The sequence below is a fragment of the Oceanobacillus sp. CAU 1775 genome (genome assembly GCF_054482815.1).
The window spans coordinates 150,232-176,414 of the sequence record NZ_JBTLRO010000004.1 but is presented as its reverse complement, the minus strand read 5'-3'; the positions used below and the strand labels follow the sequence as shown (position 1 = coordinate 176,414).

Sequence of the window (26,183 nt, the reverse complement as noted above, 5' to 3'; positions counted from 1 at the left end):
TTAAATTTTTTCTTTGAATTTTTCAAGAAGAACGTCTCCTTTATGCCCTTCTTCAACAAGCTCTTGTAAATATGCTTCTAATTTGGTTGTTCTTTGATCAATCATTTTTCCTAAAAATAAGACATTCATCCGATCTCCAATTTCTTTGATTCCAATGATTTTTGAGAGACATGTCGCTTTCTCATTTAATTCTGTTGTAATTTTTACATGTACAATTAGTTCATCATGAGTTGCTTGAATCTGCTTAAAATACTCCATATACTCTTTTTCAACAAAAGCTTCGATTAACCAATTATGGTCGTTATCTTCTCTATTGATGATAAGTCCATCAATTAGTGGGACATCATTTGCTTTATATGGTGCTGCATCATAATCTACAATCTCTATCTTTTTTAATTTAAATGTTTTCATCATACATCCCCTCTCTTGATAGTTGAAGTGTATCAAATTTATCTGCTATTGAAAATGGAAGATATAATAAAAATAACCACCTCACCTGCAAAAAACAAAGAAAATGCATGTAAAATAGAATTATTGTATAATTAAGTCGATCTGTAAAAACAGATTTGCCAATAAACATTAGCTTAAGGAGTACGCTATGATTAAATTTGCAACTTTACTATTGATGGCTACTATACTAACTGCATGTACTACTGAAAACAAAGATGCAATTTCTAAAGTAGAAGAAGTTTTTGAGAATGCTCCTGCTGATTTGGAAGTTGCTGATGAAGAAATGGAAGAGGCTCGTGAAGGAAAAGTTCAATTTATTGAATTTAACCTCGAGGAAGAGAATATCTTAATTGATATTAATAAAGTACCTATTCTTGCTGAGTACTTAAATCCTCTCGAAAACCCACAGAATGCCATAGAAAATATGTCTATTGAAAGACTAGATATTACGAATGAACCAATTTATTTATTGAGCTTTTCTTGTTCGAATGATCGTTGTTCTTATCTAATCTTCCACGAAAATCAAGAGAAGCAACCTTTTCTTCTTGCTGATTTGGCCGAGTTTTCACATATTATTTTATCACCAGATGAAACGAAAGTTGCTATTCAATTTAGTCGCTCCATAGAGGACAAGGTTCCATTAAATAATATTGTTATTTTTGATATTTTAAACTGGCAATCCCTGCCTCTTTACAATGAAGAACTGACTTCAAATATCTTAAATTTTAACTGGCCATTTGTATCTGTTGAGTGGATAGATGAGGATCATCTATCAGTTTCTATTCCGGAAATTGTTGAATTAAATAAAGAATCCTATAATGAATGGAGTAGTTCTACCACAAATTCTGTTCAGACAGTAATTTATCAATTGTATGAAGATTAACACCTAAGAAAGGAAGAAAGCAATGAATGAAACGATTCAATTATTACATAATCACCGCTCTATTCGTAAATTTACCAGTGAAAAACTTTCTAACGAACAAGTAAGAATAATTGTCGAAGCAGGACAACGAGCTTCTACTTCAAGTAACGTAATGGCATATTCTATTATTGGGGTTACAGATGATACGCTTAAAAAGGAATTACAAAAAGTATCTGGACAACCCTATGTAGAAGACAATGGCTACTTATTTGTTATTTGTGCTGATTTAAAACGACATGTTGAGCTTGCCTCAGATGAAAATAAAGATGCTATCATAAATTCAATTGAAACAACCGAGCAATTTATTGTAACTGTTACAGATGCAGCTTTAGTAACCCAGAACATGGTGATCGCAGCAGAATCACTTGGCTTGGGTATTTGTTTCCTTGGAAGTTTAAGGAATGACATCAAACGAGTTGATAGCTTATTAAATTTGCCAGATTACGTTATTCCTTTATATGGGCTTGCTGTAGGTTATCCAGAACATAAACCAGAGGTAAAACCGCGATTACCTTTTGAAGCAGTATTTCATGAGAATGGATATGAGAAGGACAAGCAACGTTATATTGAAGATTACGATGAAACACTTTATAAATACTACAAATCTCGTTCATCCAATAATCGTGCTGATAATTGGTCAAATCAAATGGTTGATAAATTTAGCCAATCGACGAGAACAGATGTCGGTCCATATGTGCAATCAAAAAAGTTAAATCAAAAATAGTGCGATACGAGCAAGTACAGAGAACTCACTCTCTGTACTTGCTTTTTTTGTTGTAGGAAGGAAATACCAAGTATATTTCAAGCGGATTACCAAAAAATATAACCATAATTATTCGCAGGAGGAAGAACATGCCTTTTAGATTATGGATTCTACCAGTAATCCTATTACTCATCCTTAGTGCTTGTACAAATACGACAAATCCAGATGAACAACGTCAAAAAAATAACATTTCGTTCAGTCAGACTTCAACAAATATTAATCAGAATACGGCTGCATTTGTTAAGAAGTTTATCAAAGCAAACAAAGATCATGAAGAAGTATACGCAGTTAATACAACTGATAAATTAATCTTAGCTGTCATTCCAAAACAGCACGATCGCTTTCAATTAAAAGATTTCCGTAAAGAAATCGAAAAAGAATTAGGATATGAGCTAAGACAAATGGACTTAGAAGTTACAACAGATAGAAAAATTGCACTTGAGATAGAAGCACTTGAGGAGAAAATTAGAAACAAGAAAATTTCCAAACATGATCTTGAAAGGGAAATGGAAAGGATTATTAAACTTTCCAAAGAAGAAACCTAACTTACAAGGAGAGAAGCAAACACTATGTCGAAACAAAAAAAGTCACCTCAGGATGTCGAAGAATATAAAGATTTCCTAGAAAAAAAAGAAATCAAACGTCCTCTACTAAAAAATTGCATAAAAGCTTTTCTTGTCGGAGGATTTATCTGCTTTATTGGACAATTAATTTCTACCTTTTATATATATAATTTCAATTTTACAGAACAGACTGCTGGAAATCCGACAGTAGCAACACTTATTTTCATAACCATGCTCCTAACTGGATTCGGTCTTTACGATAGAATTGGACAATTTAGTGGTGCTGGTTCTGCTGTTCCCGTAACAGGATTTGGCAATGCGGTAATATCTTCAGCAATTGAATACCGTACAGAAGGGTTTATCCTAGGCGTAGGTAGCAATATGTTAAAACTAGCTGGGCCAGTAATTGTTTATGGTGTCTTTTCTGCATTTGTCGTTGCCCTTATAAAAACGATCCTCATTCAATTGGGGGTCATCTAATGTTACTTGGAAAGCAGACCTGGACTTTCTCAAACCCGCCAGTAATCCTTGCAACTGGAACCGTTGGGGGGCCTTTTGAAGGTGAAGGCCCAATTAAAAATGATTTCGATAAAATAGTTGATGATAATCGAGTACAAGAAGCATCTTTTGAAAAAGCACATCAAAAACTTATGGAAGAAGCTATAGAATTTGCCGTTCAAAAAGGAAATATCACAAATGAAGATGTAAATTTTTTTATTAGTGGAGACTTAATTAATCAAATGACTCCAACAAATTTTACTGCGCAAACGGTTGGGATTCCATATCTCGGATTATTTAGTGCTTGTGCGACAACCGCTGAAGGATTAGCATTAGCTTCTATAATAATGGATGCAAATGGTGCCGACTATATTGTAACTGGTAGTGCTAGTCATCATGCTGCAGCTGAGCGACAATACCGCTACCCCAATGACTATGGAGGACAGAAGCCTCCAACTGCCCAGTGGACGGTGACTGGTGCTGGATGTGCATTATTAGGAAAAACAGGCACAGGCCCTAGAGTTACATCTGCAACAATTGGTAAAGTAGTTGATCTGGGGATTACTGATCCTTTTAATATGGGTGGAGCGATGGCGCCTGCAGCAGCAGAAACGATTGCTACTCATTTAAAAGAAAGAAATCTAGAGCCCAGTTATTACGATCTTATCGTAACCGGTGACCTTGGTGAAATCGGTAGACAGACATCTTTAGACTTACTAAGGAAACAACAAATTAACCTTTCTGAGAAACAATATTTAGATTGTGGGCTCACTATTTATGGGGATAAAAAGCATGTTTTAGCTGGCGCAAGTGGTTCTGCATGTTCGGCTGTTGTAACTTATGGACATCTATTAAATCGAATGAAAAAAGGGGAAATATCACGGATGTTATTTGTAGCTACTGGAGCTCTTCATTCAGCCGTAAGTATTCAACAAGGTGATTCAATACCCTGTATCGCTCATGCAGTTTCTATTGAAATGGAGAGTGGAAACATATGATATTTTTCTGGGCATTTGTTGTCGGAGGTATAATCTGTGTAATTGGTCAAATTATGTTCGATGTTTTTAAACTGAGTCCTGCTCATACGTTGAGTATATTAGTAGTTGCTGGGGCTGTACTTGATGGTCTTGGATTGTATGAACCACTTATTGATTTTGCTGGTGCTGGTGCGACTGTACCAATTACAAGTTTTGGTAATTCACTTGTCCATGGTGCTATGGCTGAAGCCGAAAAACATGGGCTCATTGGTGTAGTTACTGGAATGTTCGAGGTAACTAGTGCTGGTATTTCTGCAGCAATTATCTTTGGTGTTATTGGAGCAATTCTATTTAAAGCAAAAGCTTAAAAGTAAGAGCATATTCAAAAAGAATATGCTCTTGTTTATTAATTAGAAATGTTAAAGACAATTTTTCCAAACTGTGAGTTTTCTTCTAAGATATCGAAAGCTTTGTTTGCATCTTTTAAGTCTATGACAGAATCAACAACTGGATGGATGTTGTATTCCTCCATCATATGAAGAAGTTCTTTTAATTCTTCTCGACTGCCCATTGTCGATCCGATTAATTGATATTGTCCATAGAAAAACTCTCTCAAATTCAGATCAACTACATCTTCTGTTGTAGCTCCAAACGTGACAATTTTTCCACCTTTTTTTAATACTTCTAATGTACGATTAAATGTCGCAGCACCAATACTATCTATAGCAAGGTCGATTACAACATCTTCTAATTCTTTTTTCCAATCACTATGTGTAGATATTGCAATATCCGCACCGATCTTTTTAGCTTGCTTCAATTTGGCTTCACTTCGGGAAGTAACTACTACCTTTGCTCCAATACTTTTAGCCAATTGAATAATGAAAGTACTGACCCCACTACCTGCTCCAGGTATAAATAATGTGTCTCCTGCCTTGATTTGACCCTTTGTTACTAATGCACGGTAACCTGTCAATCCTGATAAAGCAACCGTGCCAGCTTCTTCCCATGAAAGGTAGTTAGGTTTTTGTTCAACCTGATCTTCAGATAAAACAATTTTTTCTGCAAAAGTTCCATTATCAGGCATCCCTAAGATATCAAAACTAGGAGGTGGTGCATCCGAGTTGTTCTTCCAACGAAGCGATGGATTTATAATTACTTCGTCACCTACCTGAACAGATGATACGGCTTCTCCAATCGATTCAACAATTCCTGCTCCATCTGATCCAAGGATAAGTGCTTTTTTGTCACTCCCATGACGTCTAGGAATATAAAGGTCTCTGCGATTTAATCCTGCAGTTTTTAATTTAACAACAACTTCTTTTTTTCCTGCTACTGGCTCGGGCATATCCTTTACTTTTAATTCTCCATATTCTAATACAAATGCTTGCATGACCTTCCCCCACTTCCAAATATATTTTATACTTAGAAGTATACTAATAATTCATACATCATGCTATTACTTTGATTCATTCTAGGTACTCCTCATAACACTAAGCTTTAACCGCGTGTAATTAAAAACCCCTATTAGTACAGCTGCTTTATGCAGATGACTAATAGGGGATTTTTTATGTGAGCAGATTCCTTAAAACAATTAATTAGTAGCTAGATTCAACAACGTTCTAGGTTGTTTGTGGAACAAGAAAAAGACAAGTACTGCTGATAATACAAATGACGGGAACATATAAGACGCATTATAGATTAGTGAATAAATCCATGGTGATTGCCCTTCAACTGCAGATCCGAAAAATACCGCTCCTGCAACATAGTGTGCTAAAAATCTTAATACAGAACCTACTAAGACACCAGCAGTAATATAAGTTAAATAAGTTTTCACCTTTCCATCTTTAACCGCTTCTTGAATTTGCTTAGCAAAGATACCAGCAAAACCTATTACTGTAAAGGCAATTGCATAATCAATGAACCCTTGTAACGGTGTTAGAATATACGCATTTCCTACAGCAATCTGTAACATCCCCCAAAGGAAACCAGATAATAAGCCACCTTTTATTCCCCAACGGAACGCAACAATAAATACAGGAATCATTGCAAATGATACAGATCCGCCTTGTGCCCATAGCTTAAAGGATAGTGGTAATATATCAAGTAATAATGCAAGCGCTGTAAATATAGACACTTCTACTAAAAATAAGATTTTCTTTCGATTCAATGAATTAACTCCCCTTTTGAAAGCATTTTTTCCAACAAAAAAAGCAATGCCAAGGGAAGGTCCTGATGGGGAATCCGCTCACATTGCTTTTTTATCCATCAAAAAACCACAATCCCTACGCTAGTATTAACTAACAGGTTCTAAGGGTCTGAACATTTACATGTTCACTCTCAGCTTCAATAGCTCCCCCTGTAGGCTTTTCATTTACTTTTTTTGTTATCTTTAGTATACAGAATTAAATCAATAATTACAAATTTACAGCGATAGGAACTCTTCTACATCCTCTACACAAAGAGCGATCGCATCTTCCCAAAAATCAGGTTTCGTTAAATCAGCATTAAGGTGTTTCATTGCTAAGTCTTCTACAGTCATACGACCTGTATCTTGTAATAGTGCAATGTAATCATCTTCAAAGCTACCACCTTGTTTTTTAGCGTAAGCATAAATTCCAAGACTGAAAAGATAACCAAATGTATAAGGGAAATTATAAAACGGAACTCCAGTAATATGGAAATGTAATTTTGATGACCAGAAGTTTTCATCATAGTCAGCCAAAGCATCTTGATAGGCTTCTTTCTGTGCATCAATCATTAATTCATTTAATCGATTTACAGAAACGAATCCATTTTCTCTTTCTTTATAGAAGTTTAATTCAAAAATAAAGCGTGCATGAATATTCATGAAGAATGCTACACTTCTGCTTACCTTATCTTCTAGCATTGCTAATTTTTCTTCTTTAGAGGAAGCATTATTAACTGCAGCATCAGCTACAATCATTTCTGCAAAGGTTGAAGCTGTTTCAGCCACATTCATCGCATATCTTTGATTTAAACCATGTAGATCATTCATCACATGTTGATGATATGCATGACCTAGTTCGTGAGCTAAGGTTGATATGTTGGAAGCAGTTCCTGAGTATGTCATAAAGATTCTCGTCTCTTTGCTATCGGGGAAACTTGTACAGAAGCCACCTGGTCTTTTACCTGGACGGTCTTCTGCTTCAATCCAACGATTTTCAAATGCTTGCTGTGAAAAATCTGCCATTTTCGGACTGAATGCACGGAAGTGTTCAATGATAAAGTTTGCTCCATCTGTATAGCTAGACTTTTGTTCCGTTTTTGATACTGGTGCATTCACATCATAAACACTTAATTTTTCAAGTCCTAATAGTTCAGCTTTTTTATTTAAATACTTAACAAAATGATGTTTGTTATTCGTAATTGCTCGCCACATCGCATCTAATGTCCCTTGTTGCATACGGTTAATTGTTAGCGGCTCTTGTAAAATATTATCCCATTTACGGTGTTTGTACGTTTGGATGCGGAACCCGGCTAAATTATTAAGGGTTTGAGCAAATAATGGTGCTTGCTCACTCCATGCTGCATCTAATTTTTCATAAACATATTTTCTGAACTCTCGATTAGGTGAACTTAGTTTATTTGAAGCCTGACCAATAGAGTATGTATTTACCTCGCCATCTTCTTCAAGTTCAACCTTCATTGTACCTACTAGTGTGCTGTACATTTGATTCCATGCATGGTAACCATTCACTGCTAAATCACTAATTAATACCTCTTGTTCTTTAGGTAATAAATCTTGAGCGTTTGTTCGATATTCATTTAAAATATAAGTAAGTTCTTTTAAATTCTCATTTTGGAGTAACTGATTCCATTCTTCTTCAGGAATTGATACAATTTTATCTCTAAAAGTAGTCATAATTCCACTAAATTCTGCACCGAGGGCACTTCGGTCACCAACAAGGATTTCAGCTTCTGCATCATTTACATCTTGTGCACTAAGACAACTTACAAATGCTCCTGCTTGTCTTACCTTCGTCATTATATTTTCTAACGCATCGATAATTTTTACTAATTTTTCATCTACGTTTTTTTCATTCGGTTGGAATTCTTCGAGTTGAACAGATAAACTTTTCATTTCTTTTTTAATATCTTCTATATATCTCTTAAACTCTAAAGATGTGCTCCCTCCTTCAAAAATTGAATCTAAGTCCCATTTTGGATTAAACGCCTTCTGCATACTATCTCTCCTCTTATAATATGATTTTCGTTATCTTTTAATTATAACGAAATATCAGATATTCTCTATTTTAAAGGAAATAATTAGGAATAGAAAGTTTAACAGTGGATAAAAGAAGGAATAGATAATAGTTAGCCTAAACATCTTAGTATACTAAGGTTTTTTTAGAAACTAATTTTATATTTAAATAAACAATTTTTAATTAAAGATACTTGACATTAGTTATTTATTAATCTATACTAAGTATCATAAAGTAAGTAACGTAATCTACTTTTAAAAAATAATTTACATGGAGGTCATTTAACATGACAAAAACAAATTGGAACGTAGACACAGCACACAGTGAAGTAGGATTTTCAGTAAAACATATGATGATTTCAAAAGCGAAAGGTACTTTTGATAAATTTGATGGTACTTTTGTTCTTAATCCAGAAGATTTAACAGATGCAACAATCAATATTACAATTGATGCTGCAAGTGTTAACACTCGTAACGAAGACCGTGATAACCACCTTCGTTCAGGCGATTTCTTTGATGTAGAAAATCATCCTAACTTAACTTTCGTTGCTACTGACATTAAAAGTACTGGCGGAAATAACTATGATGTAACTGGAGATTTAACAATGCGTGGTACTACTAAGCAAGTTACTCTTGATGTGACATTTGAAGGACAAAGTAAAGATCCAATGGCTGGCGCAACTGTAGCTGGTTTCAGCGGTAAAACTTCAATTAGCCGTGAAGAATTTGGTTTAACTTGGAACGCTGCTTTAGAAACTGGTGGCGTACTAGTATCTGATGATGTTAAAATCCACTTTGAATTAGAGCTTCAAAAAGCTGAATAATTTATAATGCCAAAAAGCAGTATTCTCTTCGGAGGATGCTGCTTTTTTAATTACTTTTAAAATAACCGACAGTATCACTGGACAGCATTTCAATATAAAGATTTCCTTTAGATGCTCTTGCTTTAATTACAATCGGTTCGTTATAAAGATTTTTAAAAGAAAAATCTGGTCCCCACCAACTTACTGTTGCGTCGCGGCCGGGAGGAACATAAGGTACATCTCTACTATGTGTATACCTTTCTAAAATCTGAATTCCATCTTGCTCTACTGCATTATATAATGTTGAGGAAACCTGACAAATACCTCCACCAATGTCTTCTGCAAATTCACCTCGAACAATCACCTGTGCCTTTTTGTAGCCTCTATCTTTCGTTCTCTCACCAACAACTTCGTTAAATGAAAACGATTCTCCAGGGAAGATGACCGTTCCATTAATTGCTTGGGTTGCAAGTTTTATATTAATACTTCTATCTTCATTGGATGAGTTATATCTTGTTGCATAGGAACCCAATGATTTACTACTTAATTCTTCAAGCAACATCCTATCTACTCTAGGGCTGACATTTTTTATTGGTATGTGCATGTATTCTTTTGATGAATCATAATAAATGTTAAAAAAGTCTTTTTTAAATTGATAATGATCTAAACTTTTCCCGTCCTTACCATCGACAATATTAAATAAGTCATCGAACGTAGCATTGACTGGAGGAATTTGTACTTGTTCTCTTAAAGATTCAATTAATGTATGTAACCTCGTTTGATCAATAAAGGCTGTATCGATTGGCTCTATATTATAATGCAATACCTCATCTTTTTGTAATGTTATTTGCTTCGCATCTACGGAAGATACTATTGGAAAAACCGAACTTGTTATTAGTATGATTAGTATATTAGATAAGAACTTCATGAAACCACCTCAAAACTATTATGTCTTAAAATACATAGAGCATACTAAAAATGAGATGTTGATTTTGAAGCGCATTCGATAATCTAGGTAAAAACTTTAGAATAAAAAAATCGCCTAACTATATTCAGCTAGACGATTTATCTTATTAAAATTTAGCGAAAGTCTCTTGAGTCTTCCATCGAATTACTTACTGCACGGTATCCGACTAATGCAGCAATAACAAATAATGTGGCACATAATACTCTTTTCATTATTTATCTACTCCTCTTTCCCGAATTTGTTGGATTTTAGTAGAAGATTAACTTAAAATGGGATAAATTTACCTTTTTTAAGCATTGCTTTTGTTCCACCAACAGCAAGTAATGCACGGTTATCAACAACCTTCTTCATTGCAGCTGCTCGTTTACCTTGTAATTTTACTCCATCAAAGATGTTACCAATTCCATCAGAGAATCCTAGTGATGCTACTGTACCTTTGTTTTCGAAAACAAAATCTTCAATTGGTAAACCATATAATGAATTCTTAATATTTTTAGCTACAGCAACACCTTCTTGCATTGCTAGTTGTCCAGTTGGAGGGAATGGTTTGCCATCTTCTTTGTTCATTGTCCAAGAACAATCTCCAATAATAAACACGTTATCTGATCCAGGTAATTTAAGATCAGCTTCAACTGTTACTTTACCTCTGAATAATTCGAATCCTGATTTTGCAAGTACTGGACTTCCTGTTACTCCACCAGTCCATACGCTTGTACCAGCTTTAATTAACTCTTTATCTTCTCCAACAATAAATCCTTCTGGAGTACATTCTGAAATAGCTGCACCAATTCTAAATTCTACACCGCGATCTTCTAATGATTTTTTAGCATAAGCAACTAATTCATCATCAAATACTGGTAAAATTGAAGGTGCTGCTTCTACGTTAATAATTTTTGCTTTATTACGTGGGATATCATATTTCTTACATAGTTCAGGAATTTTATCTGCTAATTCACCAACAAACTCAATTCCTGTGAATCCACCACCACCAACTAATACAGTTAGGTCGCTTTCATCTGTAGATTCACCACTGCTATACTGTGCAAACTTATATTCAATATGTTCTCTAATAACACGTGAGCTATCAATATCTTGAATGAAGAATGCGTTCTCATCCATTCCTTTAATACCAAATGTGTTAGTAACGAAACCTAGTGCCACTACTAAATAGTCATATGCAACTTCGCTGTTTTCTAATACAACACGCTGTTCATCTTTCTTAACCTCTACAACAGAATCATAGATTAAACGAACACGCTTAGGATTCACAACATCAGAAATCATATAACGCGCTTGGTTATGATTAATCGTTCCTGCTGCAACCTCATGTAGCCAAGTTGTTTCATAGTGATAATTATGTTTATTTATCAGTACAATCTCAGCTTCTTCTGGTGATAACTTTTGAGCTAATTGACGAGTAGCTGTAAGACCAGCATACCCTGCACCCAATACAACTATTTTGGGTTTATTCATAATAAAACACCATCCCTCATTAATTTTTCTATATGTAATAGGAGTTTAAAATTATTATGCAGTAGCAATATGTAGATCAATAAAATGCCCCTACTACTAATGATTATACTTCCCTTCACAATAATATCAAATTTCATTTAAATATGCTAATTATGTAACGTACTTTAGAAAGTTTTGCAAAATAAAATAAATTACTATCATTCGTTATGAAATTCTTGTTATATCTAGTTTAAATCGTAACGTGGATATTTTTTTCTTTCCACTCGCTTCTACCTATTTTCTCATAAGACCCTATTACTCGCAACAAATCGGATTATTATTAACTTTCTGGACTACATAGTATTTTCAATGGTTCAGACACAACAAAAAGAAGTCGATTAATTAACCGACTTCCTTGATTTAGTTCAAGAAGAGAAGTATTTATTCGCAAGTTTTTCCGCCGTTCGGGTTGCAAGCGCCTGTGTTGTTAACGTTGGGTTTGGCCCACCAAGTGAGTTATACTGCACACTATTGTCAGCAATATATAGTCGGTCTACTTGATAAGCTTCACAAGAAGTATCAACGACAAATCCCATACGCATCGTACTTTGTATATGAATATAATAATCTTTTGGTAGGTTTGTTCGGTGAATTTTCCCAGCACCTGCCGAGCGCAACATCTGTGTTCCAATTTTAACTAGCTGCTCTCTTCTCTCTCTAGATTTTTTTGTTGGATTGTAAAGAATATTTGCTACTGGGCCATGTTCATCTTTAATATGTGGATCAAGTGCCACTCTATTTGCAAAATCTACCTCGTCACCAGTTACAATAAGCAATGTTAGCGTTCTTCGGTAATCCTCCATTGATTCTTGTAGATTTTTACCAACTACCCGCCCTTCAGTGTCACCAATGGCAGGATCTTTAGTACGTAAAGCATCATATCCTGATTGACTGAAACCAAATACAGACATCGATGCAATACCAGGACTTTCACCAAGATTTTCAATCATGCCTAATCCTGGGTAATCAAGCCTTGCCCCAGATGTATGTCCGATAATCGGGTTAATATCTGGAGATCCTATCGCATTCATTATTGTTTCCTGATCAAATGTACCTGTAACAAGATCCATATAGTGATTGGTAAGCCCTCTACCGACCCAGGAATTTTGAGGGAGTTTGGAATTTAGCCATAGCCTCGGGGTTTCAATGCAACCTCCAGCCATTACTACTACTTTTGCTACTATTTCTTCTATTTCCCCTGTCCAAGTGTCACGAACTTGAACGCCTTTTGCTTTTTTTCCGCGCTCCGGGCTATCCTCAGTCAATACTTTCATGACAAATACATTTGGACGAATGCTTACATTGCCAGTCTGTAAGGCTTGAGGAATGTAGCTGATATTAGTCGATCGCTTTGCCATTCGGTTATGTGACGGACCATATGGACAACCTTGCCCACAATGCCCACTCAATGTACAACCTTCCATATGACTTACTTCTTCAAGGGAATAATCGGTATCCATCAACTTTTCATTCGGTGGTAAAATAGCATTTGGCTGTGGACGGTAACCGGGTTCGGTAACATCTAATGTAGCATTAATTGAATATCCAGCCTGCTCTGCTGCATGATAAAACATAGCTTCCTTTGAAGTCGTTGGAGCAAACTCAACAGGCAAAATCGCTTCTACTTTTTCATAGTATGGAATAAGTTCCTGATAACTTATCGGCCATTCTTTTATTGCTTCTGGAAAGGCGCGTAGTGAATTCGCGTAATAATGGATTGTTCCTCCACCAACAGCTGCCGTTTGCCATAGAAAAGCTTGATTAGGAATGTTTCTGTACCACGGAGCTCTCCGTCTATCAGCAGAACCAAAACGAAACTTTCCAGTTACCACGTCATCCATATCATTTTCTAGCCTAGTAAGCTGCTGCCTATACAGCACACCGTCCAAGTCATCTGGATTGCTACTTTCTTTTGGCCCTCGTGTTTCATTTGGCTTTGGCCAGTTTTTATTTCCGTACCATGGTCCTGCTTCCAAAACGAGAACTTTCATTCCTTTTTCTCCGAGTTCTTTGGCAATCACTGCCCCTCCGCCACCAGCCCCTATGACGATTACATCAGGATTCTGCTTCATGCTCGAACCTTCTTTCTATATCCGACATTCTTAGTAAAAACCCACGGAAATCTCTGTAACCATAAGCTACACCAGGGTAACCGACCTGCTCCCATCCCCAAGGGAAAAATTCAAGCCTGCGAAGCTGCGGAGGATAAAGTCGTGTAGAACCATATGCTGGCCACTCCGAGTAGTATCCGAACATAGAAAATCTATTTAATGCATCAATAACATGTTTTATAAAACCAGCATTATTTCTGAAAGGTTCAGGTAGAGAATACAAATCAAGTTGAAGATTTTCTAATGCAGATAGAGTTTGCAAACGATCTTTTCTTGAGAGGCTGGAAAAAATCCCACCGCCAGAAAACGACCCTTCGTTTGTTGGTTTGATTTGATTAAAAGATACGAGCTGTTTCGCTGCAGCATCTAGCAATTTTGCTGTGGGAAGGGATAACGAGATAGTAATTTGATACAACTGTTGCTGGATAGCAACATAGTGATTAAGAGCATAGATAAGATATTCATGAACTCCCATATCCTTACTAATATAGCCATATTCACTTGGAAGACCAGGAGGTAATATGGCATCGGTTAGCGCTTGAAATGTTGTCTTTATATAATCTTGCGTGGGGACTGAGTATTGAATGATAAACACCCCTTTCATAATAAATGCACACACTATTAGTATATTTTTGTAGTTTTCATTTATGAATCAAATACCAATTATTTGGAATGATATTCATATATTTTAAAACGCATCCAATTTTGGAGGTTGATATAGTGTAAGACTTTAATTGGATATGGCATACAATTGTTATTTTTTATGGTGGAAGATTTATCTTGAGATTAGCAGGTAGAAAATCAATATCCCAGATGACGATTACGCAGGTTATTGTAATGATTGGTATTGGCTCCTTGTTAATTCAGCCAATAGCTGACAAAGGTATCTTTCATACCTTGGCTGTCGGTTTTTTAATGATTTTATTGATGATTGTTACGGAGTATTTAGAAGTGAAATTTGATTTCTTGGAAACGATCTCGACTGGTAAAGCTAAAATTGTTATAGAAAACGGAAAAATAGATACGGATACTTTAAGAAAGTTGCGAATGAGTGTGGATAGGCTTGAAACACGATTAAGACAGTCAGGGGTTACTTCCTTAGAAGATGTGAAGTATGCAACGATTGAGGTAAGTGGACAAATAGGCTATGAACTACATGAGAATAAAAAGCCAGTTACAAAAGAAGATCTTCAACTATTAATGCAAGAAATAGCGCACTTAAAAGAATCACTAGGACTTGCCAACAAGCCTACACTACCTACAAATGAAAAGCAGAATGATAATATTTTTAATGAAGTAAAAACGAAAAAATTTGAAGGAAAGCAGGAACCTTAACAAAACGACAGTATAATTTTTATATGAACATTAACTTCGCTTACCATAATTGTAGACCAAATAATTAAAGGCCATCCACTACGGATGACCTTCATCAAAAATAAAATGCAGCTTATTTTATACAATTCCGTTTACAAGTATTCCCTTCTACTTTTTACGATAATTCGCAAATTCAAAAGTAATTTTACTATCTTCTAATTTAAGATATGCATTAAATCGTTTTCCTTTTTTAGATATCATTCCTTTAATCATGCTAGTCTTTCCTTTTGTGCATAAATCTTTGATATTTTTTTCTGTCAGTTTCTTCCCTAATATCTGTCCAGGGAAATTTTGTTTACAGCCATTTTCGTGCTCAGAACAGCGGTAATACGTTTTTCTTTGAATAATATTCCCTTTTTTACAACTTGGACAAGTTGCAATTTTGGTATTATTTTGTGTGACAGCTAAACTTTCGTTAAGTTCCTTAACATCCAATTGCTTTGGTGTTTCTTGGATTAATTTTTCTATGAATCTAGCAATACTAGAAATGAAATATCTAGGCTCCCCTTCACCATTCCCTATCTTCTTTAAATAGGTTTCCCATTTTGCAGTCATCGAAGGACTTGATAGAAGGTTACCTTGTATTGATTGACAGAGGATCTCTCCTTTTTTTGTGACACTTACAATATTTTTATTCACCTGAATATAGCCATGCCTTTTGATTGTCTCGATAATACCACTTCGAGTTGCTTCTGTACCTAAGCCTTCTACTTCTTTTAATATTTCCATTTCCTCTTCATTATCTATATCTTTACCACATGTTTTCATCATGTTAATTAATTGACCTTCAGTATAAGGTTTAGGAGGTTTTGTCATTCCTTTTTTCATTTTTATTTCTCCTGATACCTTCTCATTTTCTTCTAAAATAGGAATCCGTGCTTCTTCATCTTTCTTCTTAACGCTTTCTTTTTGAGCGAATGTAAATAGTTCTCTCCAACCTTTGCTTATTTCCGTTTTTCCCACCGATTCAAAATCAAGCTCGTTTACATCTGTAATTACCTTTGTTTCTTCGTAAATATAATCCGAATGAAACATTGCTAATGTTGTTTTTAAGATTTCAAAATACAGATTCCGTTCCATGACGGATAATCCTTGTATCTTTTTCTCTGTCGGAATCGTCTTTGTAGGTATGATCGCATAATGCTCTTGAACTTTAGAATTATCTACATATCGCTTATTCGGTCTTTTTGAAGCTACTGGAAAATTGGCGCCTGCAATTGCTTGATAACGTTCCACATTTGCACTTAGATATGCAAATTCATTCGTCGTTATGAACTGTGTATCTGTTCGTGGATAGGTAACTAATTTTTTCTCATACAAGCCTTGAACAGTCTTTAAAACATTTGCAGGGCTGTATTTCCATTTTCTATTTGCAGTAGATTGTAAAGTTGAAAGAGCGTGTAATTTTGGTGGCTTAATATGTCTTTCTTTTTTCTTAATAGATTTTACAAAACCATCATTTTGTTCCGATATATTATGTTTCTCCATAAGGGCTTGGACTTCTTCTATTTTTTCACTTTTTATTTTTGCTTTTCCTTGATATATACCATTCTTAGCAGTAAAGTTACCTTCTATTTCATAAAAAGGAGTCGCAACAAACTGTTCAATTTCTTTTTGTCTTTGATAAATAAGATATACAGTTGGAGACTGAACTCGTCCAATCGATAGACTGTCATCAAAACCTTTCTGTTGTAGCAGTAGTGTAAATAACCGACTGCCGTTCATTCCTACAAGCCAATCACTTATTTGGCGAGTTTTTGCTTCATAATAAAGTAACATGTCTTTTTGATTATCATGTAGGCTATTAAAACCTTTTCTTATTTCATCAGCCTCAAGTGAGTTGATCCAAAGCCGTTTAATTTCTTTATTTTTTGCTCCTGTCATGTAGTAAGAGGAATAAAAAATATTAGATCCTTCCCGATCGGAGTCGCAACCATTTATTATAGTACCAATTCTAGGATCATTAAATAACTTTTTAATAAAGTTAAACTGCTCTCTTTTATCATAAGAAACTTTGTACTCATAGTTGTCAGGCAAGATTGGTAGTGATGATAAGTTCCAAGTTGCCCAGTCCTTACGATATTCCTTTGGTTCTTTCAACTCAACCAAATGGCCAATTCCCCAAGTAATGACCGCACCATTTGGGAAGGTTTGACAAGGGTTTAATTCTATATGTGTTTTATGACGTTTTTTAATAGAAAAAGCTTCCGCGTATGCCTTCGCTTGAGAAGGTTTTTCGGCGAATATTGCTACAGTACTCATTCTAAATGCTCCTTCTTTTAGTAATTTATATCGTTACATTCCTTAATTATTTACAGTTATTAAATTTAATTCTAATGCACGAACATATATTCTTATACTATAGAATGAATGAATTTGCTAATGAAGTCAATCAAAATACTCTCAGCAGATTTATTGCTATCTCCCACAATCTTACCCATACTTAATATAATAACGAATTTAATAGGAGGTCTCTATCTTTGGTAAAGATATTGAAATATGAAAGTCATACGCAACCATTTAAAGGTTATTTTAACATTACAAGAGTACATCCAGGTAAGATTTTAGGAGCTTCCAGTAATGATCTTGCGTTTGGCCCTCTTTCAAATATTGATCATGCTTTTATGAAAAAAGGGTTAACTGTAAAAATGCATGAACATAAAAATGATGAAATCCTAAGCTATGTTTGGAGAGGTACTTCACAACATAGAGATTCTGCTGACTTTGAAGCTCCAATTGAAAAAGGGAAATTAATGCTTATGAATGCTGGCGAAAGTTTTTGGCATGAAGAAAAGGTCAAAAACGAAAACGGTGATGTGGAAATGTTACAGATTTTCGTTCGCCCTAAGAAATCTAATTTGCCTGCACATATTCAATTTCATGAGAAGCCATTAATGAATGAAGACTGGTATTTAATGGCGGGACCTGAAGGTAGTGAAGCACCATTATTTTTTAGACAAAATGTCTATATCTATGATGCTCATCCAAAAGCTGGTCAAAAAATGCAAATTCCAGATATAGAAAATTATGAGCCTTTTCTGTATGTGCTAGATGGAGAACTAACGGTTGAAGACACAATAGTGAGTAAGTACGAGGCTGTTACTTCTGTCAATGAAAAATTAAGTGATATACAAGCGACTAAAGATTCGACGCTTGTATTATTCTTAGTTGATATGGATGTTCCGATGTCATTGGACGGGACGATAAGTGGAGTTTAGTAAATAAATTTATTAAAAAGAAGCAGCGCAAGTGGCTGCTTCTTTAGATTACTCGTCTTTTCCTAGCTTTTTCTTGAGTGCAGCTAATTCATCGTCTACATCATTTGTAATAAGGTCTTTGAATTCATCATCTAAAGTGCGGCTTGCTTGTGAGAGATCTTCAGATGTCTCTGCTTCTGCTTCAAAACGTAGAACTTTTTCTTCCATACGGTCGAATCCTTGGCGTGAATCATCTGAACCAATAGATGACATCGCACGGTTCATTTTTGTTCTCGTTTTTGCTGATTCAGCACGGGCTTTTAATGAATCTTTCTTAAGATTCATTTCTTGGTATTCACGTTTCATTTCATCTAATTTCTCTCTTAAGGAATCTACATCTGCTTTTGCACGTTCCCATGATTCATTTAAACTCACTGCAGTTGCTTCATGATCTTTTTTATCTTGTAAAGCACGACGAGCTAGGTCATCATTTCCAGCTGCTACAGCTTGCTCTGCTTGCTCTTGACGTCTGTCAACTAGTGCTTGAGCGTCATTCGCTTTTCGTTTTAACATTTTTTCATTTGCAATTTGTTTAGCAATTGCAGCTTCTGCATCACGGATATCCTCACCCATATCACGTAAAAACTGATCTAACATTTTTACTGGATCTTCTGCCTTATCAATCATGGCATTTAACTCTGAACTAACTACTGTTTTCATTCGTTTAAAAAATTGAAACATAGAATCTCCTCCTTAAGTATATTTTCCTTTTAAATTCTAACTTTACCAAGAGAGTCAGTTTAAGACGCTAAGTCACATCTGAAATTCTCTTCTCTCATTCATACGAAGCTTAGAAAAAAAGGTTTCAAAAAAAGATAGAATTTTTATAAAAAAGCATTGGAAGCCTTCTCCAATGCTTTTTATTCTCTAGGATATAACAAAATTTCTAGGGTGTGGATATTATAAGCGGTAGAGCCACGTTCGGCTCCAGCGCCCACCGACTATCAAACTTCGCACTTCTTCAATCGATAAGTCAACATCGACTCGTACCTCGTCGTGTTTCCTTTATCTCACAAAATAAGGGAAGTTCAACTAAAACCGCGACATCACGTCGCAACGTTGAACCACCCCACGTCCTGTGGGGCGCAGTTTGTACGTCGCTGAACGGGCGCTTGCGCCTTTGCTCTAATTAATTATTCAATAAAGAGTTTGCATTTTCATATTCTAATCCATGTGCTTCTGCAACTGCTTGATAGGTTACGAAACCTTCTAAAGTGTTAATACCTTTAAGAATTGCTTCATTATCAAGTGATGCTTGTCTATACCCCTTATTCGCTATTTGTAAAACATAAGGTAATGTAGCATTTGTAAGTCCAACAGTTGCAGTCTGTGGAACAGCACCAGGCATATTGGCAACTGTATAATGCACGACATCATGTTTTAGGAATGTTGGGTTGTCATGAGTTGTTATTCGATCACTTGTTTCAAAGTTCCCACCTTGGTCAATCGCAACGTCAATCATAACAGAGCCAGGAGACATTTGCTTCACCATTTCTTCTGTAACTAGAACTGGAGCCTTAGCACCTGGAATAAGTACAGAACCAATAACCAAGTCAGATTCAATTACTGACTGTTGAATATTATGTGGATTAGAAATTAAAGTGTTAATGGAGTTACCAAAAATATCATCAAGCTGGCGTAGTCGATCTGGATTTAAATCGATGATCGTAACTTTAGCGCCTAGACCAATAGCGATTTTCGCGGCGTTTGTACCTACGACCCCACCACCAATAATTGTGATTGTTCCTCTTGATACTCCAGGAATTCCAGAAAGTAAGATCCCTTTTCCACCTTTAGGATGCTCTAATAATTGCATTCCTACTTGTGTTACCATTCTACCAGCAACTTCACTCATCGGAGTAAGTAATGGTAAAGAACGATTTGGTAATTGAACTGTTTCATATGCCATTCCAACAACTTTATTATCAATTAAAGCCTTAGTTAATTCAGGCTCGTTTGCTAAATGTAAATAAGTAAATAAGATTAGCCCTTCGTGGAAGTATTTAAATTCTTCTTCCTGTGGTTCTTTTACTTTTAAAACGATATCTTGATTCCAAGCTTCTTCTGCTGTATCAACAATTACTGCTCCTACTTCTTGATACTGTTCATCAGAAAAACTAGAACCATTTCCTGCCCCTGATTGAATGAAAATCTCATGCCCTGCTTCTTTTAAAGAGAAAACACCAGACGGTGCCATTGCTACACGATTTTCATTATTTAATATCTCTTTTGGAATACCAATCTTCATCAAGTAATCCTCCCATTTCTTCAATTAAGTAGACTTTCTTCAGTCTTAATTGTATCAAATTGTATCCTATAAAGCACCTAGTTTGAAGAAACTTAGAAATATTTATAATTCCTAGTGATTATGCAAGTTTGAAAACCAAATTTGTTTAAAAGAATATATAAATATGTCTGATTTCTTACTATTTTCTGTTTAGTGTTGTTCTACCGTGGTAAAGGATATATAATATAGATGAAAGGGGAGATAACGATGGAGTATAAAAACATACTAATTGCAGTCGATGGATCTGAAGCAGCAGAAAAAGCATTCAACAAAGCTATTGAGATTGCAAAACGAAATGGAGCTCGCCTAATCGTTGCTCATGTTATCGATTCGAGAACATTTGCAACAGCAGAAGCATATGATCGTACACTTTCAGAGCGTGCGGAGCAATATGCAAAAGAATTATTAGATGGTTATATTGAAAATGCTAGAAATGAAGGTTTAACAGATTTGGTAAGATGTATTGAATATGGTTCGCCAAAAGTTAAAGTACCAAGAGACATCGCTGAGGACTTTAATGCAGACTTAATTATTTGTGGTGCTACTGGTATGAATGCAGTTGAACGTTTCCTTATTGGTAGTGTATCTGAAAGTATTACTAGACATGCAAAATGTGATGTACTCGTTACTAGATAATAAAACTTAGAGCCCTTACCTCCTTTTACCAATAAGGAAGCAAGAGCTCTTTTTATTTTACTTTTTCTAATTTACTTAATCGCATTGTATCCCTAGCAATCATCAGTTCTTCATTCGTAGGGATGATAATTACTTTAACAGGTGAATGTGGATGATTAATAAACTGTTCTTTTCCTCTAACATTATTCAAACGTTTATCCCAATACACACCCATGAACTCTAGACCAGTTAAAATCTTCTCACGGACGACATCACTATTTTCACCAACACCCGCGGTAAAGATAATCGCGTCAACCCCTGACATCTTCGCAGCATACGATCCAATATATTTATGAATTCTTTCAGCAAAAACAGTAAGCGCTAGTTCTGCTCTTTCATCCGTGTCTGCTTTTTCTTCAATATCTCTTAAATCACTTGAAAAACCTGACAAAGCTAACATTCCACTTTCTTTGTTTAAAACATTTATGACCTCATCAGCTGTCTTCCCTGTCTTATCCATTATATACGGAATTAATGCAGGATCTATATCACCAGAACGAGTTCCCATCGTAACCCCTGCAAGAGGTGTAAAGCCCATCGAAGTATCAATCGATTTACCACCCTCTATGGCAGTTACACTAGCACCATTTCCAATATGACATGAGATAAGACGCAACGATTCTAGTGGAGCTCCGATAAGCTCTGCAGCTCGAACGGAAACAAACTTATGGGATGTCCCATGAAATCCATATTTACGTATACCATATTCCGTATAATATTTTCTAGGTAAACTATATAAATAAGATGACTTAGGCATTGTTTGATGAAATGCCGTATCAAAAACAGCAACCATTGGAACATTTGGTAGTACTTCTTTGAAGGCATGAATTCCTGCCAGATTTGCTGGATTATGCAAAGGTGCAAGTTCAGAGACTTCCTCAATAGCTTGCATTACTTCCTCAGTTATCAGAACAGAATCACTAAACCTCTCTGCTCCATGGACAACGCGGTGCCCAATCGCATCAATTTCTTTAAAGGATTGAATCACATTCGACTCAATCAAAGCTTCAAGTAACAATTTGACAGCTTCCTCATGATTTTCAATGTTTGTAACTTTTTTATTTTTTGTTCCATTCGATTCTATTTGGAAAATAGAATCTCCGATACCAATTCTTTCGATAACCCCTTTGGCACTAACGGTTTCAGATGGTAATTCGATTAATTGGAACTTTAATGACGAGCTTCCAGCATTAATTGCAAGTATATTACTCATAATATCACTCCAACTATTGTCATTTTATTTATAAGTATCAAACCAAAGATTCATTTGTTTTAAAATATCTGCCATTGCATTTTGATTATTTAAATCAGGCATTTGTACAAGTAGTGGTTGTTTTGGATTCTTCGTATTTTCGCCTTTTTTCTGTAAAATAACGATGCTTTTAACATGTCGCTTTGCTTTAAAGATTGTTTCAGGTAATCGTAAAACACCGATGATATGTGCGTTCTCTCTTAAAAAGTGATTGAGTTTGTCTGATTGTTCACTATCAAATAGAAAGTCTGGAACAACAAAAATCAAGTAGCCTGCTTCTTTTGTATACCGCAAACTTTGTTCAATAAATAAGTGATGTGAAAATGCATGACCTTCATCTGCCATCAATTTGTATTCACTAGCTTGAACGTCATCTGGGTAATAACCCACGGGAAGATCTGATACAACTAAATCTACAGGGTCCAATAGTAATGGTCGTAAGCTATCTTGATGGAAAAATTGAATTTCTCTCTTTTGCAAATTCGCAAGTATTGCTGATAGTTGGATAAGTGTCGGATCAACTTCACTTGCATAAGCCTTTTTCTCTGCAGATAAGCGTTCCATTACGGTAATTAACAAATTACCTGTCCCACTTGCTGGATCGAAAAGGCTAAGTTCTTTTTTATCAGCCATCAATTGATTTGCTAAGTAACCAACGATTAATCCAATAGATTCAGGTGTCATCAAGTGTTGTTCTTGAGTAGTTCCTTTCATTCCATTTAATATAGCTAACTGGATTGCTTTTCTTAAATCTTCGAGTGTATAATTTATCGATTTTATTTCAGTTAAAGCGACTTCAAGCTTCTTTTTTAAAATGTCATCTAAATCATCAGCAGGTGCTTCATAAAATAAAGTTTCCATTACTTCCGTAAGACTATCTAGATACGGTTCATATAGATGCTGCATGACTTCTTCTGTATATCCATTTAACCATTCATATAACTGTTCAACATTCGACTTTTTCATTTTAACTCTCCTAGTATATTATCTCTACCCTATTATGAATAAATCCAAGAGCATTGTCCAACGATTCACATATGGCTTAACAGGAGTCTCCCTTATTTTTTCAACAAATCGTCTTAAATTGGATAAGTTTTCTCAAAATGTTATTATAAAATTAAATACTCTTAAGAAGGGGAAGTTGTCCTCATGAAACGAAATAAAATTTTCTTCTATTATTTACACGAGGAAGACACGAATCAAAAAGTAAATAAACTAATTGAAGTAGCGAACGAAAATGATTTTATTATTGTGGATAACCATGAAGATGCTAATATTATAGCTAGTATTGGTGGGGACGGCACATTCTTACAAGCTGTCAGAAAAAGTGGTTTTCGCCAAGACTGTTTATACGTGGGTATTACAAGAGAAGACGAATCTGGTCTTTACTGTGATTTTAACCTTGATAACTTTAATGAAATGCTAAAAGCGATTATGAATGAAGAAGTAGAAGTACGTAGATTTCCGCTAATAAAAGTACAAGTAAATGACGGAAATTCATATTATTGTTTGAATGAGGTAAGTGTTCGTTCAACCATTGTAAAAACAATAGTAATTGACGTCACAATTGATGACAATCACTTTGAAACATTTCGGGGAGATGGCTTAATTGTTGCTACACCAACTGGAAGTACAGGCTATAGTAAATCTGCAAACGGTGCTGTCATAGACCCTTTAATTTCTGGTTTCCAAATTGCCGAAGTAGCTTCATTAAATAATAATCAATACCGTACACTAGGTTCTCCATTTATTTTAAACAAACAACGTAAACTGACATTAGACATTCAACAAATGGGAAATGACCATCCAATTATAAGCTTAGATAACGAAGCCTTCCCAATCCGACGAATTTACAACATAAAAGTAGAAATGGATGACCATGTTATCAAAACAATAAAACTAAAAAACAACTCCTACTGGGACAGAGTAAGACGAACATTTTTGTAATATCTAACTAGAAAAGCGTTATTTCACTACTTAAGTGAAATAACGCTTTTGAATGTTACATCGTTAATTTCTAACGACATTATATTCATTTTAATTTTAAATTAACCACGCATTTGTTGCTGTGCCATTGATACAAGTCGCTTCGTAATTTCTCCACCGACTGAACCATTAGATCTTGATGTTGAATCTGGCCCTAGCTGAACACCAAACTCTTGAGCAATTTCATATTTCATTTGATTTAAAGCTTGCTCGGCACCAGGGACTACTAATTGATTAGAAGTATTGTTAGCCATGTAAGCTCACCTCCTTAGTAACCATAGCATGTGCTGATTGGAAGTGAATCATGTATGAAATATATTAGAACTTCTTGGTAAGAATGTTAGATAGTAGAACGCAACGATTAAAAGAGCTCTTCAAAGCTTTCTTGTTCTTTTTTAGAAGTTATCTGAATGGTTTCAATGCCTTCAATTGCTTCTTCAATGGAAGCAGTGAAATCATAAGTTGACTCATATTGATTTACTTTATCAACACGAGGCTTTGTTTTTGGCGATTTTGGAACAAAAATAGTACAGCAATCCTCATATGGTAAAATAGATGTTTCATATGTCCCAATTTCCTGTGCCATATTAATAACATCTTGTTTATCCATTGCAATAAGTGGTCTTATAACTGGATAATTTGTCACTTGATTGATAGCATGCATGCTTTCCATCGTTTGACTAGCAACCTGACCAAGGTTTTCTCCCGTTGTAAGGGATAGTATTTTTTCATTTTCACATACTGCTTCTGCAATTCGAAACATCATTCTGCGCATAATTGTCATTGCATAGCTATCAGGCATTTCTCTAAATATTTCTTGTTGCAATTTAGTAAATGGAACAATATGAACCTTAATTGGTCTACCATATTCCGTTAGTTTTCTTGAAAGATCGATCACTTTTTGTTTTGCTCGTTCACTTGTATATGGTGGTGAGTGGAAATGAATTGCTTCAAGTTGCACGCCACGCTTCATTGCAAGATAACCAGCAACAGGACTATCTATACCTCCAGATAACAGTAACAAAGACTTTCCTGAGGTACCTACAGGTAATCCTCCAGCTCCACGTTCATTTCTTGAAGTGATATATGTTGCTTCGCCGCGGATTTCAATTTTAATTTCAATATCTGGCTCATGAACATCTACGGTAATATCTTCTGTATTCACTAATAAATGTGTACCTAATTGTTGATTTATTTCTTGAGTAGTAAAAGGAAACCCTTTATTAACACGTTTTGTAGAAATTTTAAACGTGTTAATATTATCTCCCTTATTTAAAGCGATAAGTGCCGCTTCTTTTATTTTCTCTATATCATTTTCAACTTTTATTGCTAAACTTAAGCTTTGGATACCAAACACCTGCTTACAGATGTCCATGATCGGATCTGGATCATTTCCATTTAACAAGATAAACATTCTACCCTGTGTTCTACTAACCTTAACACCAGGAAAAATTTTTAATTTTGCTTGCAAATTTTCTTGTAATTTTACAATAAAACTTCTAATGTTTTTACCCTTAAGAGACATTTCTCCATAACGGATTAAAATATGATCATATATCATCAT

Annotated in this window: 26 protein-coding genes and 1 riboswitch; of the genes, 11 read left to right on the top strand and 15 right to left on the bottom strand. The window is 35.2% G+C overall.

What is annotated here, in order from left to right:
* Complete coding sequence (locus ACXYMZ_RS08770) at positions 1 to 411, bottom strand: YwpF family protein (RefSeq protein ID WP_458948016.1); 411 nt, start codon at positions 409 to 411, stop codon at positions 1 to 3.
* Between the two features lie 187 nt (positions 412 to 598).
* Between ACXYMZ_RS08770 and ACXYMZ_RS08765 the strand changes: the two genes are divergently transcribed.
* From ACXYMZ_RS08765 to spoVAE, 6 genes are all read left to right on the top strand, one after another.
* A complete protein-coding gene (locus tag ACXYMZ_RS08765; RefSeq protein WP_458948015.1) occupies positions 599 to 1,333 on the top strand; it encodes a hypothetical protein in 735 nt (244 codons plus the stop codon).
* 22 nt (positions 1,334 to 1,355) lie between these two features.
* A complete protein-coding gene (gene nfsA, locus ACXYMZ_RS08760) occupies positions 1,356 to 2,096 on the top strand; it encodes an oxygen-insensitive NADPH nitroreductase (RefSeq protein ID WP_458948014.1) in 741 nt (246 codons plus the stop codon).
* Positions 2,097 to 2,224: 128 nt separating this feature from the next.
* On the top strand, positions 2,225 to 2,680 hold the full coding sequence (locus ACXYMZ_RS08755; RefSeq protein ID WP_458948013.1) for a hypothetical protein: 456 nt from the start codon (positions 2,225 to 2,227) through the stop codon (positions 2,678 to 2,680).
* A 24-nt stretch (positions 2,681 to 2,704) separates the two neighbouring features.
* On the top strand, positions 2,705 to 3,178 hold the full coding sequence (gene spoVAC, locus ACXYMZ_RS08750) for a stage V sporulation protein AC (RefSeq protein ID WP_458948012.1): 474 nt from the start codon (positions 2,705 to 2,707) through the stop codon (positions 3,176 to 3,178).
* Positions 3,178 to 4,194 carry a stage V sporulation protein AD gene (gene spoVAD / locus ACXYMZ_RS08745; protein WP_458948011.1) on the top strand — a complete coding sequence of 339 codons (1,017 nt, stop codon included), beginning with the start codon at positions 3,178 to 3,180 and terminating at the stop codon, positions 4,192 to 4,194. The genes spoVAC and spoVAD overlap by 1 nt, the downstream gene beginning before the upstream one ends.
* Positions 4,191 to 4,541: a stage V sporulation protein AE gene (spoVAE, locus tag ACXYMZ_RS08740; RefSeq protein ID WP_458948010.1), complete on the top strand. Its 351-nt coding sequence runs from the start codon at positions 4,191 to 4,193 to the stop codon at positions 4,539 to 4,541. Before spoVAD ends, spoVAE begins: the two co-directional genes overlap by 4 nt.
* Before the next feature lie 38 nt (positions 4,542 to 4,579).
* Here spoVAE and ACXYMZ_RS08735 read toward each other — a convergent pair whose 3' ends face one another.
* The 3 genes from ACXYMZ_RS08735 to ACXYMZ_RS08725 form a co-directional block, all read right to left on the bottom strand.
* Positions 4,580 to 5,563, bottom strand: coding sequence for a zinc-binding dehydrogenase (locus ACXYMZ_RS08735; protein WP_458948009.1), 984 nt, complete (start codon positions 5,561 to 5,563; stop codon positions 4,580 to 4,582).
* 201 nt (positions 5,564 to 5,764) lie between these two features.
* Entirely contained in the window at positions 5,765 to 6,340 is a 576-nt protein-coding gene (thiT, locus tag ACXYMZ_RS08730; RefSeq protein ID WP_458948008.1) for an energy-coupled thiamine transporter ThiT, read from the bottom strand.
* A 94-nt stretch (positions 6,341 to 6,434) separates the two neighbouring features.
* A riboswitch (TPP riboswitch) is annotated at positions 6,435 to 6,540 on the bottom strand.
* Between the two features lie 55 nt (positions 6,541 to 6,595).
* On the bottom strand, positions 6,596 to 8,377 hold the full coding sequence (locus tag ACXYMZ_RS08725; RefSeq protein WP_458948007.1) for a M3 family oligoendopeptidase: 1,782 nt from the start codon (positions 8,375 to 8,377) through the stop codon (positions 6,596 to 6,598).
* A gap of 305 nt (positions 8,378 to 8,682) precedes the next feature.
* On the opposite strand from ACXYMZ_RS08725, the gene ACXYMZ_RS08720 reads away from it, so the two are divergent.
* Positions 8,683 to 9,219 (top strand): YceI family protein, encoded by a 537-nt coding sequence (locus ACXYMZ_RS08720; RefSeq protein ID WP_458948006.1) that lies wholly within the window; start codon positions 8,683 to 8,685, stop codon positions 9,217 to 9,219.
* 46 nt (positions 9,220 to 9,265) lie between these two features.
* Here ACXYMZ_RS08720 and ACXYMZ_RS08715 read toward each other — a convergent pair whose 3' ends face one another.
* The 4 genes from ACXYMZ_RS08715 to ACXYMZ_RS08700 all read right to left on the bottom strand — a co-directional run bounded on the left by ACXYMZ_RS08715 (position 9,266) and on the right by ACXYMZ_RS08700 (position 14,392).
* Positions 9,266 to 10,126 (bottom strand): VanW family protein, encoded by an 861-nt coding sequence (locus tag ACXYMZ_RS08715; protein ID WP_458948005.1) that lies wholly within the window; start codon positions 10,124 to 10,126, stop codon positions 9,266 to 9,268.
* 303 nt (positions 10,127 to 10,429) lie between these two features.
* Positions 10,430 to 11,638 carry an NAD(P)/FAD-dependent oxidoreductase gene (locus ACXYMZ_RS08710; protein WP_458948004.1) on the bottom strand — a complete coding sequence of 403 codons (1,209 nt, stop codon included), beginning with the start codon at positions 11,636 to 11,638 and terminating at the stop codon, positions 10,430 to 10,432.
* A gap of 404 nt (positions 11,639 to 12,042) precedes the next feature.
* Positions 12,043 to 13,749 carry a GMC family oxidoreductase N-terminal domain-containing protein gene (locus ACXYMZ_RS08705; RefSeq protein ID WP_458948003.1) on the bottom strand — a complete coding sequence of 569 codons (1,707 nt, stop codon included), beginning with the start codon at positions 13,747 to 13,749 and terminating at the stop codon, positions 12,043 to 12,045.
* Positions 13,733 to 14,392 carry a gluconate 2-dehydrogenase subunit 3 family protein gene (locus ACXYMZ_RS08700; protein WP_458948002.1) on the bottom strand — a complete coding sequence of 220 codons (660 nt, stop codon included), beginning with the start codon at positions 14,390 to 14,392 and terminating at the stop codon, positions 13,733 to 13,735. Before ACXYMZ_RS08700 ends, ACXYMZ_RS08705 begins: the two co-directional genes overlap by 17 nt.
* Positions 14,393 to 14,568: 176 nt before the next feature.
* On the opposite strand from ACXYMZ_RS08700, the gene ACXYMZ_RS08695 reads away from it, so the two are divergent.
* Entirely contained in the window at positions 14,569 to 15,123 is a 555-nt protein-coding gene (locus ACXYMZ_RS08695; protein WP_458948001.1) for a DUF421 domain-containing protein, read from the top strand.
* 147 nt (positions 15,124 to 15,270) lie between these two features.
* Here the strand turns inward: ACXYMZ_RS08695 and ACXYMZ_RS08690 are convergent, their stop codons facing one another.
* Positions 15,271 to 17,424, bottom strand: a complete 2,154-nt coding sequence (locus ACXYMZ_RS08690) for a type IA DNA topoisomerase (RefSeq protein ID WP_458948000.1) — start codon at positions 17,422 to 17,424, stop codon at positions 15,271 to 15,273.
* A gap of 218 nt (positions 17,425 to 17,642) precedes the next feature.
* Between ACXYMZ_RS08690 and ACXYMZ_RS08685 the strand changes: the two genes are divergently transcribed.
* Positions 17,643 to 18,380 (top strand): pirin family protein, encoded by a 738-nt coding sequence (locus ACXYMZ_RS08685; RefSeq protein WP_458947999.1) that lies wholly within the window; start codon positions 17,643 to 17,645, stop codon positions 18,378 to 18,380.
* 48 nt (positions 18,381 to 18,428) lie between these two features.
* Here the strand turns inward: ACXYMZ_RS08685 and ACXYMZ_RS08680 are convergent, their stop codons facing one another.
* On the bottom strand, positions 18,429 to 19,100 hold the full coding sequence (locus ACXYMZ_RS08680) for a PspA/IM30 family protein (RefSeq protein ID WP_458947998.1): 672 nt from the start codon (positions 19,098 to 19,100) through the stop codon (positions 18,429 to 18,431).
* A 448-nt stretch (positions 19,101 to 19,548) separates the two neighbouring features.
* Positions 19,549 to 20,667, bottom strand: coding sequence for an alanine dehydrogenase (ald, locus tag ACXYMZ_RS08675; protein ID WP_458947997.1), 1,119 nt, complete (start codon positions 20,665 to 20,667; stop codon positions 19,549 to 19,551).
* 246 nt (positions 20,668 to 20,913) lie between these two features.
* Here ald and ACXYMZ_RS08670 point away from each other — a divergent pair, with 246 nt between their 5' ends.
* Complete coding sequence (locus tag ACXYMZ_RS08670) at positions 20,914 to 21,342, top strand: universal stress protein (protein ID WP_458947996.1); 429 nt, start codon at positions 20,914 to 20,916, stop codon at positions 21,340 to 21,342.
* Positions 21,343 to 21,394: 52 nt separating this feature from the next.
* Here the strand turns inward: ACXYMZ_RS08670 and ACXYMZ_RS08665 are convergent, their stop codons facing one another.
* Together ACXYMZ_RS08665 and ACXYMZ_RS08660 are read right to left on the bottom strand one after the other, a co-directional pair.
* Positions 21,395 to 22,594 carry an acetate kinase gene (locus ACXYMZ_RS08665; protein WP_458947995.1) on the bottom strand — a complete coding sequence of 400 codons (1,200 nt, stop codon included), beginning with the start codon at positions 22,592 to 22,594 and terminating at the stop codon, positions 21,395 to 21,397.
* Positions 22,595 to 22,618: 24 nt separating this feature from the next.
* Complete coding sequence (locus tag ACXYMZ_RS08660) at positions 22,619 to 23,599, bottom strand: class I SAM-dependent methyltransferase (protein WP_458947994.1); 981 nt, start codon at positions 23,597 to 23,599, stop codon at positions 22,619 to 22,621.
* Positions 23,600 to 23,782: 183 nt separating this feature from the next.
* On the opposite strand from ACXYMZ_RS08660, the gene ACXYMZ_RS08655 reads away from it, so the two are divergent.
* Positions 23,783 to 24,580, top strand: a complete 798-nt coding sequence (locus ACXYMZ_RS08655) for an NAD kinase (RefSeq protein ID WP_458947993.1) — start codon at positions 23,783 to 23,785, stop codon at positions 24,578 to 24,580.
* 101 nt (positions 24,581 to 24,681) lie between these two features.
* On the opposite strand, the gene ACXYMZ_RS08650 is transcribed toward ACXYMZ_RS08655, so the two are convergent.
* Entirely contained in the window at positions 24,682 to 24,873 is a 192-nt protein-coding gene (locus ACXYMZ_RS08650; protein ID WP_458947992.1) for a small, acid-soluble spore protein, alpha/beta type, read from the bottom strand.
* A 107-nt stretch (positions 24,874 to 24,980) separates the two neighbouring features.
* On the bottom strand, positions 24,981 to 26,180 hold the full coding sequence (gene thiI / locus ACXYMZ_RS08645) for a tRNA uracil 4-sulfurtransferase ThiI (protein ID WP_458948176.1): 1,200 nt from the start codon (positions 26,178 to 26,180) through the stop codon (positions 24,981 to 24,983).
* Positions 26,181 to 26,183 lie beyond the last annotated feature (3 nt).

Coding starts and splice junctions, on each gene's coding strand:
- ACXYMZ_RS08765 (WP_458948015.1), top strand. CDS start 599: ATGATTAAATTTGCAACTTTACTATTGATGGCTACTATACTAACTGCA.
- ACXYMZ_RS08660 (WP_458947994.1), bottom strand. CDS start 23,599: ATGAAAAAGTCGAATGTTGAACAGTTATATGAATGGTTAAATGGATAT.
- ACXYMZ_RS08655 (WP_458947993.1), top strand. CDS start 23,783: ATGAAACGAAATAAAATTTTCTTCTATTATTTACACGAGGAAGACACG.
- spoVAE (WP_458948010.1), top strand. CDS start 4,191: ATGATATTTTTCTGGGCATTTGTTGTCGGAGGTATAATCTGTGTAATT.
- spoVAC (WP_458948012.1), top strand. CDS start 2,705: ATGTCGAAACAAAAAAAGTCACCTCAGGATGTCGAAGAATATAAAGAT.
- ACXYMZ_RS08710 (WP_458948004.1), bottom strand. CDS start 11,638: ATGAATAAACCCAAAATAGTTGTATTGGGTGCAGGGTATGCTGGTCTT.
- ACXYMZ_RS08770 (WP_458948016.1), bottom strand. CDS start 411: ATGAAAACATTTAAATTAAAAAAGATAGAGATTGTAGATTATGATGCA.
- ACXYMZ_RS08720 (WP_458948006.1), top strand. CDS start 8,683: ATGACAAAAACAAATTGGAACGTAGACACAGCACACAGTGAAGTAGGA.
- ACXYMZ_RS08725 (WP_458948007.1), bottom strand. CDS start 8,377: ATGCAGAAGGCGTTTAATCCAAAATGGGACTTAGATTCAATTTTTGAA.
- ACXYMZ_RS08670 (WP_458947996.1), top strand. CDS start 20,914: ATGGAGTATAAAAACATACTAATTGCAGTCGATGGATCTGAAGCAGCA.
- ACXYMZ_RS08690 (WP_458948000.1), bottom strand. CDS start 17,424: ATGAGTACTGTAGCAATATTCGCCGAAAAACCTTCTCAAGCGAAGGCA.
- ACXYMZ_RS08735 (WP_458948009.1), bottom strand. CDS start 5,563: ATGCAAGCATTTGTATTAGAATATGGAGAATTAAAAGTAAAGGATATG.
- ACXYMZ_RS08755 (WP_458948013.1), top strand. CDS start 2,225: ATGCCTTTTAGATTATGGATTCTACCAGTAATCCTATTACTCATCCTT.
- ACXYMZ_RS08700 (WP_458948002.1), bottom strand. CDS start 14,392: ATGAAAGGGGTGTTTATCATTCAATACTCAGTCCCCACGCAAGATTAT.
- ACXYMZ_RS08665 (WP_458947995.1), bottom strand. CDS start 22,594: ATGAGTAATATACTTGCAATTAATGCTGGAAGCTCGTCATTAAAGTTC.
- ACXYMZ_RS08715 (WP_458948005.1), bottom strand. CDS start 10,126: ATGAAGTTCTTATCTAATATACTAATCATACTAATAACAAGTTCGGTT.
- ACXYMZ_RS08680 (WP_458947998.1), bottom strand. CDS start 19,100: ATGTTTCAATTTTTTAAACGAATGAAAACAGTAGTTAGTTCAGAGTTA.
- thiI (WP_458948176.1), bottom strand. CDS start 26,180: ATGATATATGATCATATTTTAATCCGTTATGGAGAAATGTCTCTTAAG.
- ald (WP_458947997.1), bottom strand. CDS start 20,667: ATGAAGATTGGTATTCCAAAAGAGATATTAAATAATGAAAATCGTGTA.
- ACXYMZ_RS08705 (WP_458948003.1), bottom strand. CDS start 13,749: ATGAAGCAGAATCCTGATGTAATCGTCATAGGGGCTGGTGGCGGAGGG.
- spoVAD (WP_458948011.1), top strand. CDS start 3,178: ATGTTACTTGGAAAGCAGACCTGGACTTTCTCAAACCCGCCAGTAATC.
- ACXYMZ_RS08650 (WP_458947992.1), bottom strand. CDS start 24,873: ATGGCTAACAATACTTCTAATCAATTAGTAGTCCCTGGTGCCGAGCAA.
- nfsA (WP_458948014.1), top strand. CDS start 1,356: ATGAATGAAACGATTCAATTATTACATAATCACCGCTCTATTCGTAAA.